The organism is Anaerobacterium chartisolvens, assembly GCF_003337415.1.
Taxonomy (GTDB): Bacteria; Bacillota; Clostridia; order Acetivibrionales; family DSM-27016; genus Anaerobacterium; species Anaerobacterium chartisolvens.
The window spans coordinates 267343-279774 of record NZ_QPJT01000003.1; the positions used below are offsets into that span (position 1 = coordinate 267343).

General features: G+C 32.7%; 9 protein-coding genes and 1 pseudogene. 9 read left to right on the forward strand and 1 reads right to left on the reverse strand.

Annotated elements, in window-relative coordinates:
• The first annotated feature begins 67 nt into the window (after positions 1–67).
• The 9 genes from DFR58_RS04270 (at position 68) to DFR58_RS04310 (ending at position 11841) form a co-directional block, all read left to right on the forward strand.
• Positions 68–3808 carry a P-loop NTPase family protein gene (locus DFR58_RS04270; RefSeq protein WP_114296557.1) on the forward strand — a complete coding sequence of 1247 codons (3741 nt, stop codon included), beginning with the start codon at positions 68–70 and terminating at the stop codon, positions 3806–3808.
• A gap of 190 nt (positions 3809–3998) precedes the next feature.
• Positions 3999–5480 (forward strand): hypothetical protein, encoded by a 1482-nt coding sequence (locus tag DFR58_RS22130; protein ID WP_207659119.1) that lies wholly within the window; start codon positions 3999–4001, stop codon positions 5478–5480.
• A gap of 123 nt (positions 5481–5603) precedes the next feature.
• Positions 5604–6203 carry a restriction endonuclease gene (locus tag DFR58_RS04280; RefSeq protein ID WP_114296558.1) on the forward strand — a complete coding sequence of 200 codons (600 nt, stop codon included), beginning with the start codon at positions 5604–5606 and terminating at the stop codon, positions 6201–6203.
• 353 nt (positions 6204–6556) lie between these two features.
• Positions 6557–7561, forward strand: coding sequence for a helix-turn-helix transcriptional regulator (locus DFR58_RS04285; RefSeq protein WP_114296559.1), 1005 nt, complete (start codon positions 6557–6559; stop codon positions 7559–7561).
• Between the two features lie 290 nt (positions 7562–7851).
• Positions 7852–8778 carry a hypothetical protein gene (locus tag DFR58_RS04290; RefSeq protein ID WP_114296560.1) on the forward strand — a complete coding sequence of 309 codons (927 nt, stop codon included), beginning with the start codon at positions 7852–7854 and terminating at the stop codon, positions 8776–8778.
• A gap of 1 nt (position 8779) precedes the next feature.
• Positions 8780–9484, forward strand: a complete 705-nt coding sequence (locus DFR58_RS04295) for an ASCH domain-containing protein (protein WP_114296561.1) — start codon at positions 8780–8782, stop codon at positions 9482–9484.
• Positions 9462–10811, forward strand: a complete 1350-nt coding sequence (locus DFR58_RS04300; RefSeq protein WP_114296562.1) for a RuBisCO large subunit C-terminal-like domain-containing protein — start codon at positions 9462–9464, stop codon at positions 10809–10811. The genes DFR58_RS04295 and DFR58_RS04300 overlap by 23 nt, the downstream gene beginning before the upstream one ends.
• Positions 10808–11329 carry a hypothetical protein gene (locus tag DFR58_RS04305; RefSeq protein WP_114296563.1) on the forward strand — a complete coding sequence of 174 codons (522 nt, stop codon included), beginning with the start codon at positions 10808–10810 and terminating at the stop codon, positions 11327–11329. The genes DFR58_RS04300 and DFR58_RS04305 overlap by 4 nt, the downstream gene beginning before the upstream one ends.
• 125 nt (positions 11330–11454) lie before the next feature.
• Positions 11455–11841: a hypothetical protein gene (locus DFR58_RS04310; protein ID WP_114296564.1), complete on the forward strand. Its 387-nt coding sequence runs from the start codon at positions 11455–11457 to the stop codon at positions 11839–11841.
• Between the two features lie 451 nt (positions 11842–12292).
• Here DFR58_RS04310 and DFR58_RS22590 read toward each other — a convergent pair.
• Positions 12293–12432: pseudogene (locus tag DFR58_RS22590) on the reverse strand (IS256 family transposase); the annotation flags it as partial.

Genomic DNA, 12432 nt, shown 5'->3' on the forward strand with positions numbered 1-12432 from the left:
GGGCGCCAATTATGTCTATTTAGGCGAAGTTGAACACAATAAAAAATTACAATCTTGAGGTGTCGAAATGTTTTTTAATAATTCTGACCTGGAGATAATGATAGGTAACGCCAATAGATTTGAGTCGTTAATTCATGATTTAATTCTATCTGAATCCATACTATGTGGCATACCTCTTGATAAAATTAATTGGGATTATAGAACAAATGTGGGGGATGGCGGAAGGGATATAGAGATTAATGTAGCCAGTACTAATGAGTCACGTTCATTTATGCCACTAACAAAATCATATTGGTCTATCAAATCTGGTAAAGATGGGTTGGAACCATCAACTTTAGAAAATGAAGTTTGCAAACATCCGAAAGTACTTGATTATCTAAAGAGCAATAGTTCATATGTTTGGTGTGTTGCAGTACCTGTAAATAATAATTATAGAGATAAACTCAGAGATAAAGCTGATATGTTGTCTCAAAAGTATGAATTTAACAAAGACTTAATTCATTTTATGTATAATGATACAATTACGGCATGGATAAACAAGTACCCAGGAATTATACCAAAATATTTTCCTTCTTTACCTCTTAGATGGAAGACAATTAATGAATGGATAAAGGATAATAAGTTTTTTAAGGTGCCTTGGGTAGATATCAGTAATAGATCGACCCTAATAACACGTATAATAGACCATTTTTATGGTACATTTAGTCCCAATATATTACATTTAGTAGGGCAGTCTGGCATTGGGAAAAGTAGAACTGTTAATGAAGCATGTAAAAAAGAAAAATTACTTGAAAGTGTATTGTATTTTGAAAACATAGATTGCTTCACATCCGGTTATGAAAGATATATTACAAGAGATGAATCAATTCATAGTTTGGTTATTATTGATGACGTAACCATAGAAGAATGGAATAAACTTTATAATAGGCTGTCGGAGTATAATAAACGTATTAGAATTGTAACAATTGGTCCATTGCCAAAAGGAAGAGGCGATTTTTATGATGAAAATATTCTTCTTGTTACACCTCCTGATGATAATGATGATATTACCAAAGTAATACAATCATATGATTCAAGCATATCAAAAGAACAGTCTGAAGAAATAGCTAAATGGAGTGATTGTGATCTAAGATTGGCATTGTTGTTATCAGAGTCGTATAAAAGAGATCCTGGATTAAGAAATAAGCCGATACAAAATGTTCAGGAGATATTTAATAGGATTTTAAAGCTTTATAAAAATGATATTGGTGATATAAATGAATTTCGAAAGTTCTATGAAATATTCTCAATGTTAGTTGACTTGGGATACAAGAATAAATACAGAAAAGAGCTTACTTATATTTCTAATTATTTTGGTAAGCCTGAAACAGATTTTGATAGGGCGATTAACTTAGCAATAAGTTGCGGACTCGGTAATTCAAAAGGGGACTTTTTTGAGGCAACTCCAAGAGCACTTGCAAGATTTGTTTTTGAAAACTGGACATGGGATATTATAAAACATTCAGTTACAAAATTCATAAAAGGTATGCCTACATATCAAATGCAAAAAAGGTTTTTCGAAAGAGGACAAGAATGTAATAGTAAATTAAGAGAGGAGGTAAACTCGGCATTGGCCGAGTGGTTTCGGGAAGAATTTGCGGAATATGACATTAGTTTAATATTTACTCGAGAGGCTTCACGAGTTTTTTTAACATATACAGAACTAGATCCAGAAAACGGATTAGCTTGGTTAAGGAAATCGGTTGAAATTGCCCCAGCCCAAATACTATTAAGCTTTGATGGTAAAACTGATGGTAGTGGTGGATGGAGAGGCAGAAGACAGGCGGTATGGCTATGTGAGCATCTAGCATGTTTCCCAGAATATTTTTATACTTGTGAATCTATCCTATTCCGTCTTGCTTTATTTGAGACGGAAAATGATATTGGCAATAATAGTACTGTAATATGGCAAGGTCTATTTCTCCCAGTGATGTCTTGGACAGCAATTCCTTTTGAAGATAGGTTAAATATATTACTTAAGAGGCTTTCTAACGCAAATATGGATGAGCTATATCTTGTAGCAAATGCTTGTGTCAAATTATTACAAGATCGTATCTCGCGAATGATCCCCCCAAAAGTAATTGGTGGAAGATTGACACCTGAAGAATGGAGGCCTAAAACATATAAAGAGTTGTATGATTTACGAAAAGATGCAGCAAGTAGAATAATATATGCTGTTAAAGGCTTAAGGCCTGAAAAGCAGGATATCCCTACTAGACTTATAATTGAAAATATTCAAGTATTTTTAAAAAATGATTGTTTTGATTTGCTTTGTGGCTGGTTTACGTTACAGGCTCTGAATGAGGAGCAGTCAAGACTATTAAGAAAAAAGCTTGATGAGTATATATCTTTTCTTGAATTAAATAATGATAAAGATAAAAATAATGGAATCCATAAGGAATTAAATGATATTAAAAAATGGAGGAATTCATTAGAACCTATTACGCTTGAGTCTGAAATAAAAGAGGTTACTAGCCGAGGGTATTGGTCGCTTAGGAATGTATTAGGCGATAATGATAGAAGTAAAACATATCAATTATTAGCTGAAAACACGTTAAATAATATACATGTGCTAGATAACTTATGGGATTGGTTTAAAAGTAAAGATGCAATTTCTTCACGATTTTTTGGAATGAAACTAGGATATTTAGACAAAAAACATATATTATATCCGATTTTTATGCCCAAATTATTAAGTGAATTAATAACTGACTTAATTGACGGGTATATATATGGAATTCTTGAAAGAGAAGGATGCATTCCTGAATTTATTACGAATGATCTTGATAAATTAGCGCCGACATATCCTAAGCAATTAATTATTATTACAATTAATTCTGATTGTAGTGAACATGGCTTTAAAAGGTTACTTATGGGCATACCTTTGGCTGGAGAAAATGTTAGTCAGCTTTTGTTTGGGTTGGCATCGAATCCATGGTCATCTTTCTTATCGGATAATCAAAAAAATGAAGTTCTAAGGCTACTTATTTCGCTTGCTGAAAATAATGATCAATATGCTTATAAAACCGCGCTTGAGCTTTTGGCATTATGGAATCATGATAAAAAAGAGAACCTAATTGAACCTTTAGCTTCTGCGGCTCTATATATTCTCAAACATTGTATTGATAAGAATTGTATTTTTGATGATCATTATTGGAATAAAGTAGCATCGATGCTTCCGGACACTTTTTTGATAGAAAAAATAGACATTTTGACAATTGCACTGGTTAATTGGGAATTAGGATTACATTTATTGCAAGATGATGCATTAGAATCGTTAATTGAAGTTGCAAAAGTGCGTCCAAATGAGGTGATGCAATCTCTTGGGTTAAAAATAAATGATGTAAAATACAAAGATATTTTCTTTATTAGTGTATTTAGGAGACTTTTTGAAGCTATTGGGCTTGATGTTGTTAAAAGATGGATACAGAGCAATGGTATAGAAGCAGGAAGGGCTATAGCAAGGCATATACAAAGTCCTGAACCAACGGAAACAATTCCTGATTATATACCGCCATTAACAGAGTGGTTATTAACTGAATTTGAAAATGATGATAGATTTTTTCGTGAATTCTGTGCAGGTAGACATTCGTTTGAGAGTTTTTCGGGACCTGCAAGTGATAGGTTTAAAGAAATCTATAAAAATGTAAGTCCATATTTGAACCATAAATTAAGAAGAATTCGGGAGTGGGCAGAATATGAAATAGATCGCGCTAAAGAAAATATGGAATGGGATAAAAAGCATGACGCTGAATTTGATAGGGGCTGATATAAAAACAACTTCATATCAATGAAGTGATTTCAGCAATAAACAATGGCAATAGATACAATAAAAGTATGCTACTTACAAAGAAAAAAGTGAACATTTTATTATATTGTAACCATTATTTATATACCTATAAGGGTAATAATGGGAACTGCTTATAAAATCATGTTGCAATAAATTGGCGGAGGATTATATGGCTAAAAATGTTATTCAATACGATTTGCTTATTTCCTGCCCGGGAGATATCCAGAGAGAAATTGATATTATAAAAGAAGTTGTTGAACAGTTTAATGAACTATATTCCGATCCGTTAGGGATCAATATCCGTTCTCGCCATTGGTCTAAAAGTTCTTACGCCCAATCTGGGGACAAGCCGCAGGAATTACTGAATAAGCAGTTTGTTAAGGATTGTGACGCTGCAATCGCAATTTTCTGGACGCGCTTTGGAACACCTACTGATCGGTATGGTTCTGGTTCAGAGGAAGAAATCGAAATCATGCTTGATGCAGGAAAACAGGTCTTTATGTATTTTTCAGAAAAGCCGATCACCCCTTCCTCCATTGATGACAAACAGTACGTTAAAGTGAATGAGTTCAAAGATAGATACAAAGGCAGGGGCTTATATTTCACCTATTCCAGTGACGAGGACTTTAGAAAATTGTTTTTCGCGCATTTGTCTCAGTATTTTTTGATACTGCCTAAAATCACTGAATTAGTGTCAAAGGCTCGGCCTCAGTTGAAACTAAAATCTGTGTATGAAGGCCAACTATACGAAGATGCCTACATAGGAAAGTTTATATTAAACAGCGACAAAGATTCCAAAGCAATGCAGGAAAAGATTTTAAAATTGTTTTCTAAAATATCTCAAAATAAATTGGGTTCATATCATAATCTTGAAAATTCTATATTAGGAACTTTTTATAAAGCGGTAGAAATTAGCGACGTAACTAAAGAGTGTATTCGTTTTTTTGCTGGCTATATGAAAATAGAAATCGCTGATGACTTTTTTAATCTTGGGCACTTGCGAGAAAATCATTTGAGTACACCGACTATCTTGGGCAGAGGGCGCACTTTTGAAGGAACTGATGCCGAAAGTAAAAAATATGACAACATTATCACCCTGGAAAAAGCAATCAATGAGTTGTTGAATTGGATACCAATAGAAAAATGCTTCGAGAATCTTTCTTGTATACAGTTTTTGTTGTCCAACGAGGGAACTACCTTTGATGAAGACATTGACATTGAACTTGAATTTGAATCGGGTACACTGTTGCACCATAAGCAACTTCCACTTCCGGAAGAAGGGTCGTTAGAATATGCTTGTAATGATTGTTCTCTGGCAGAATTGTTTGGAATAAACGGCACGGCATTATTTATGGATTATGATTCATCAAGAAAACCATTGAATCACCCTGTATCATCCTCTGTCCCCATGTCAGGATATTCGTTTTTATCAAGAGATTATGTAGAGGACTATAAGGAAAATCTGGACGATGTGTTTGAGTATGATTATTATCAAAGTGATTCATCTTGTATAGTTAAACTTCATATAGATTACATTAAACAACATACGGTAGTTGCTTTTCCAACGCCGATTTTTGTAACTGAAAACATAGTGATATTAGATATCGGATTACTTCAAAGCGCAACCCAGAAGTGGTATCGGGAAATATAAAGATAATAAAAGACTGAAGGATTAGATTTATAATACTATCGTCACATGAATAATGAGCTCTTGATTATCCATAGAGTAGGTTATGCGTTGCTGCAAAGATAAGTGGAGGGGGGATAAAGTGTAATGGAAACAATTAATCCATATCGGAAATTTGTCTCAAGCATTTCTGCTAATGAATTTGAAGAATATTGTTTAGAGGTTTTGAAGGCTTATGCTGAATCAGAATCTTTAAAAGATTTCTCCATGATCCATAATCAAAAAATTCAAACTGATGATGGGGATTATCAAATTGATATTTATGCTGAATTCATTGCATTATCAGTTCGTTTTAAAGTAATTGTAGAATGCAAACGATATACACGACCAATTGAACGTGAAAAAATTGTCGTTTTAGCAGATAAGGTGCGAAGTTTAGGTGGACACAAGGGGATTTTGATCTCTACATCTGGCTTCCAGAGTGGTGCATCAGAATATGCGAAAAAGCATGGTATTGCACTATTGCAGATTTTTGATAAACACGTTATGCATATTCAAAATTCGCTACATCCTGAAATGGATCGCTTGCACATTGAACTTATTCGTCAATCACCTAAGTATTACGCATACCAATGGAATTATAGCTTGTATGATTTCCCGGATAAACGAATTTATCCTTCAAAATCTATGGATTTAGATTTGCGTAAAAAAGTTTTAGAACATTTCAACATGAACGATTATGTTTAGCAGAATAGAAAGAATTAGATCATTAGCATTATCCATATAATGGGTGGCAATGTATTGGATTTTATATAGTGTACGATAAAAAGTTGAAGATTTGTGTTTATCCAATAATTTTTTAGCCCTGACTTGACACCAGCGTTATTGAGCGTATATTAGGGCTAAAAATTAAAAAACTTAAATCAAACCTTGTATTCAAGCGACTTTTTCGTAATTGCAGATTAAAATAGTTTTGAAAAGTGCTGTACCAGAAATGGTATGGCATTTTTGATTTTTCATAGAATATATCCGAACAAGGCTTGTAAAAACTGGATTTCTATTTTATTCTTAAATAAAAGAATCCCCAAAGGAGAAATCTGATGGAAAATGTAAAAAAGCCAAGGCTTTTGCTGGTTCTTAAAATGCTTCAAAAGACAGATGTTAATCATCCGCTTAACACAACGGAAATCATAAACAAATTAAAGCAATGCTGTGTTGACGCTGAGCGGAAGGCAGTGCTTCGAGATTTGAAAGCTCTGAAAACCGTTGGATATAAAATTATCAAGTGTGACAATCACAATCGCGGCTATTATATGGAAACGTACCTTTTTGAGAAGCATGAGTTGAAAATAATTGCGGACTTGGTTGCAGATGCAACATTTCTCACTGTTCAAGCAAGTACAGCAATTTTGCAGAAAATATGGTCATTATGTTCGGTTTCCATAGCGGCGCTACTGGAGGAAGGCAGTTTCATAAATGAGTCTAATAAGGTTGAAACAGAAAGTGAACTTGAGAAGATTAGTGCACTACTCTGTGCAATTGCCGAAAACAAAGTAGTATCATTTCAAATGATAATGCCTCGTCAATTTAATGGAGAGGCCTTTTATGGAAGCGGACATAAAAAAGAAGTAAGGCCATACTACATATTTCTTGATGATGGTAAATATATCTTGCTGGGTCATGATGAAAAAAGCAATGAATTGGATTGCTTTGAGATAGCTCTCATCAATAAGTTAATGATTTTGGACAAAACTAATGCATCTCAAATTAATGTATGGCCGGGCAGAAAAGAGTACTATTTAAGGTGGTATATGGACAGAAGCCAAAATTTGTATTCCCCCAGTTTTGAAACAGTAACATTACTTTGTGATAATATAATTCAACAAGAAGTTAAACGAAAATTTGGCAACGAATCACTATTCTTTGAACGGCCATTTAATAAATGTATGGTTATCGTTGATGTTACAGATCAAAATGACTTTTTTCAATGGTTGCTTTACATGGATTCAAAAGCGAAAATATTGCGTACAGAAGAACTGCAAATGCAGTTTGTGGAGTATGTCCGGCGAAAATATACTGATTACTTGGAACAGTATCGTTTATAAAATCAGTGATATTGAGAAGTGCTAGATAGACTAAATTGAGTAAAAATATTATTTTTATAGCGGCATGGAGGAAAATGGGAATTTATATCGAATAATATCTTATTATAAGCAAAGAAACAGCGATATCTTGGAGTTGATGTAGATAGCTAAGATAGTGAAATTTTAAAAATACGGGGGATATGTAATGGATAAGGAGAATGCGATTAAATTATTTGAAGATAAAAGAGTTCGTGTTTTATGGGATTTAATCAATTAAGAAGATAGTGGTTAGTGTAGTATGGGGGTGTATTATGATAAAGTTGGAGACGCCGCGTTTAAAGGGAGAATTTTTAGTTTGTAAGAACAAAGATATTCCTTTGATTAAATTACCCAAGGATTGTATTATAGGCAGAAAAGCTATACAAGATTATGATTTTAGGTATGGTATAATAGATGGCGTAGAGCATTTGGTAGCTACAAATAAAAGAATAACTGAATCTATTGAATTATTACCGGCCTATAATGTAAAAAGTATGATAAATTATGATAATCATAATATTAGTATTGTTATAAGAAGTGCTATCGATGAATCTGATTATTGCATTGGTAATAGTATTATAGAAAGTAACCATTATTTGAAACCACCCAATAAAGGTATGATGATACTTGTAGAAATAGAATCTGATGAAGATCATGAATACTTCCTTGAGAAACTCAACCAACCCGAAGAATCAACTCCATTTCAAAAAATATTATCCAAATCTAGTAAAATAATAGGTTGTGCAATTATTGATCAGCTGACTTATGCAAGTCCTAAGGGAAGGATTAAAATTGCTGAAGAATTAGGAGTTGATGAATATTTAATAAGTGGTAAAGATGCTAATGGAAATGATTTATCACGAGATATTGTAATTGGGTTGCTAAAAATATCTTGGGCAAGTAGGTTTGCAGTCCTAAAGTTATTTCAAGGAATTGGTATTGGAACAATCTTAGCTGAACATGCCGGAATTGTATCCAATACTAAAATGATACCTCCTTCAAATTATATAGAAGTTTTTACAACACATACTAAAAGTATAGCACAAGAGATTTTAGATTCTAAAGTTAATAGTTTCCTCAATAAAGCAGGATATAATGTTTATGATAAATTATTGAATTCAAGGCCATTTTTTAATAAAAAAGAAGGATGTTTTATTCCTCATAAGAAACTATATTTTTATAAGAAAGTTGGATCATAGTATGAAAATACCGAGATTGTTTGTCCCGCTTGCTAAGGAACCTTATAATTGGTTTATTCATGACAGAAAAGAATGGGAGTTAAGGAAATATGGTAGACAATATACGGAGAAAAATATTCAAATTGGAAAAGTAGTTGAGTTAAGGTGTGGATATAATAACCCATCAAAGGCTATATGGGGAGTAATAGAGGAAATTAGAACATTCGATTCTATTAACAATGTTTTTAGAAGTATTGATTATAAGAAGATCATTTCTGGTGCGATTAACTTAGAAAATGCTATAGACTTAAGCACTCAGATTCTAAGACTTAAAAATTGCGGTAATAATAAATTAATTGCTTTTAAAGTAAGATTAATTGATCAACCACAATTTATTGAAATGTCATCCGAATTCTACGAATTAATAAAATCAGGTAAGAAAAAGTCTACTATCCGCAAGGGTGTAAGAGATTATAAAGCTGGAAAAGCAATAATTTATTTTAAGACGAATAGTTTAGTCGTCAGTATAACCCAAATAAGGATTCTAGGATTTTCTGAAATTACAGTTGAGGATGCTAGAAAAGACGGTTTTAATAGTTTTAAAGAACTTGAAAATGCGCTTAAAAAATTTTATGGGGAAATAGATAAAAATGAAATAATGACAATTGCAACTATTGAAATAGAAAAAGTGGAGGATAATAAAAATGTCAATAGTTATTACTTATAATAATTTTATTTTAAAAGAAGAAGAAAAAATTAAAGAACGAATGGGCAAATTTAGCGGAGATGTTTCCATAGAAGCGTTAAGAAGCTTTGCAAGAGATGTTTCTTGGGGAACCTATGCAGATGAATTAACAGCAATCGATAAAACTATTGATGGTTGGGAATCAGTTAAAGACTTTCAACCAAGTATAGAACCTGAATATTTAGCTTCCGATAAAAAACAATTTACATTGACCTTCAAAGATGACTTCTTTAATTTTGAATCTGAGGGGGTTGATCACTTTATTGCAACAATAGCAGGAGATGTCCTAACATATAGCTATTTCTATAAAATCCAGGTAGCAGATTTTTGTCTTAACTCTGATGTTTATAGAGAATACTTTAAAGGGCCAAATATAGGAATAGACAGAATTTATAAAGAGTTTCTTAAAGATACAGTAATTACTGATTTAAGGCCTATTGTAGCCTTCTCTATTAAACCCAGAATGGGACTGACTATAGACAAACTTAAGAAAGTCTGTGAAGAAGTTTCGAAGGGTGAAATAGATATAATTGAAGATGATGAACGGATAATTGATCCAATATACTGCCCTTTTACAAGTCGTGTAGATATTATGGCGAATTTACAGCGTTCATATAAGACAAAATTCTCAGTTAACATTACTGGTTCAATTGAAAAGATGATTGAACGACTAAGATATGCACATTCTAAAGGAATAAAATTTGTGAAAATTGATGTTTTAGTTACTGGTTTTGATTCTTTAAGATTAGTTTCTGAATACATAAGGACAAAATTAGATAGCCAAGTTGCAATCACTTGTTACCCAGATGCAATTGGAATGTATAGACATTTGAGTAGAGAGTTCATACTCAAAATGTCAAGACTATGTGGTGCAGATATTATTTATACAGGTACTCCACAATGGGCAAGAATGGATGATGAGTTTTCAAAGGAAAAATACGATATAAACATTAAATATCTCCAGGATAGATTATATACCCAACGCCTTCTCTTAGATAGTATAGAGGGTTTTAGTGTCAAGGATTCATTACCAACAATTTCAAATGGTTGTGATATTAGCAATGCCGAATTAATACAGTTTATTTATAGGAAGGCATTTAATCATCATAAGTTTGCATTCTATGTGGGTGGAGGTATAAGTGGATTTCCGGCAACTCTTAAAGAATCAACAAAAGAATGGATGAACTGCATTAAACATACTGCAAACAAGTCATTAGATGATTATGATAATTACAAATATAGGTTTCTTGAAAAAATGCTTGAAGCAGGTATTGAAACATTTGAAATAAAAAAGGAGATGGGAAAATGAGATATCTGGTACCTTTTTCTTTACAATATTTACTGCAATTGAGCATTTTGTCAACAACTATCGCGTTAATCAATATTGGAATTAACTCACTCTTAGGAGTAGAAAAAAAATATAATGAGTTAGTACAATTACATAATAGTGCAAATCATGGATACAGGCAATTGCCACCAGCAATAAAAGCATTTGGAGATATCAATAATAAGGTATGTACTAGAGCCTTTTTTTGGCTTTATACTTTTATGGTAGGTATTTATTTCATCTTAATTTTAATATCTAATTTCATTCCGGATTTCGTAAACATAAGACATTTTCTTTTTAAATTTGATGGAGGGTTTGATGTAGAATTACTGTTAGTTAATGGTAATTATTTGAAAATTACGTGTTTGGGTGAAAAAATAGCAATATTCTCTGGAGTGATATTATCTTGGATTGAGTTATTAATTACTATTTCGATATATGCTCTTTTCATTTATGTAATGAAAAAATATATAAATATTATAGTAACAGGGAATAAGTGATAGATCAGCTTTTTGACATCCATATATTAGAAGATACAATATTGGATTTCACATACGGCTAATAATCAGAATTTGCTAAAATATTATTTTATATTAAAGTCTATGAGGAAAGGATTGATAACTTAATGGATATTGAGAGTTTTAAAATAGGTATTGGGAATAAAGAATTTGATAGTGACCAGTTTAGGAAGAATAATATTATAAGTAAATTGAAAGATTGTGAACCTATCCATTTGACTACGTTATTGGCATTTTATGAAGAAGCGAAAGCAAATGGATGTTTAGATCCAGATGGGAACTTGAATGGACGTATATCTCAATGTGAATCATTGAAAGAAATACTTTCTAAAATACAAAAAAAAATAACTAATTTGGGGATGCAGGAGTTTTGGGTTTGCATAAATGATTTAGAGACAAAAGGATTTTTACTTAATGTACAAAGTAATCCTTATTTAGAATATAAATATGCTATAACGCCTTTAGGTATTTATTGTATAAAACTTATCCTATAAAGGCAAACAAACTGACTACACATTATCAATATAATGGAAAGCAATGCATTGGATTTTTTATAGTGTCCGATAAAAAAATGAAGATTTGTGTGCGGATAATCGCTTATCCAATAAAATTTTTAGCCCTGACTTGACACTAGCGTTTCTTGACCACTCAAGGCATACAGAATGTTGCTGCTTGCTTGAACGTACGTCAAGAGTTGAAAATAAAGGGGTTTAAGCGCATTAGCAATAGCCATACAACAAAACGGGACCTCCTGTCGTAGTTACTATTCTACGATAGGAGGTCTTTTCGTCATTGTCCTTGGGTCTGTCAATAATTTTGTGCTTTTTCCTTCCATTCACCATCAAAACTGACTTGCTGAGGATTTTGGGTGGTTTTTGCCCAAAATCCTCAGCAAGTACCGCGGATGAGGGGTTTGGGGAGCCACCGCGGAGGGCTCCCCAAGGTTTATCGCAAATGCGATTTAACCTTCTCTGGGAAGAAAATTGATAGCTGTAATAATATCTGACCCCAATTCTGAATCCTGCCTGTCCATTTCCTTAATACATCCTGCGTAGCTAGATACAGCATTTTTAAGAGCGATTCGT

What these genes read in the sequence shown, in the direction of transcription:
- DFR58_RS04290 (WP_114296560.1), top strand. Translation starts at nt 7,852, where the DNA reads ATGATAAAGTTGGAGACGCCGCGTTTAAAGGGAGAATTTTTAGTTTGT.
- DFR58_RS04310 (WP_114296564.1), top strand. Translation starts at nt 11,455, where the DNA reads ATGGATATTGAGAGTTTTAAAATAGGTATTGGGAATAAAGAATTTGAT.
- DFR58_RS22130 (WP_207659119.1), top strand. Translation starts at nt 3,999, where the DNA reads ATGGCTAAAAATGTTATTCAATACGATTTGCTTATTTCCTGCCCGGGA.
- DFR58_RS04305 (WP_114296563.1), top strand. Translation starts at nt 10,808, where the DNA reads ATGAGATATCTGGTACCTTTTTCTTTACAATATTTACTGCAATTGAGC.
- DFR58_RS04300 (WP_114296562.1), top strand. Translation starts at nt 9,462, where the DNA reads ATGTCAATAGTTATTACTTATAATAATTTTATTTTAAAAGAAGAAGAA.
- DFR58_RS04270 (WP_114296557.1), top strand. Translation starts at nt 68, where the DNA reads ATGTTTTTTAATAATTCTGACCTGGAGATAATGATAGGTAACGCCAAT.
- DFR58_RS04285 (WP_114296559.1), top strand. Translation starts at nt 6,557, where the DNA reads ATGGAAAATGTAAAAAAGCCAAGGCTTTTGCTGGTTCTTAAAATGCTT.
- DFR58_RS04295 (WP_114296561.1), top strand. Translation starts at nt 8,780, where the DNA reads ATGAAAATACCGAGATTGTTTGTCCCGCTTGCTAAGGAACCTTATAAT.
- DFR58_RS04280 (WP_114296558.1), top strand. Translation starts at nt 5,604, where the DNA reads ATGGAAACAATTAATCCATATCGGAAATTTGTCTCAAGCATTTCTGCT.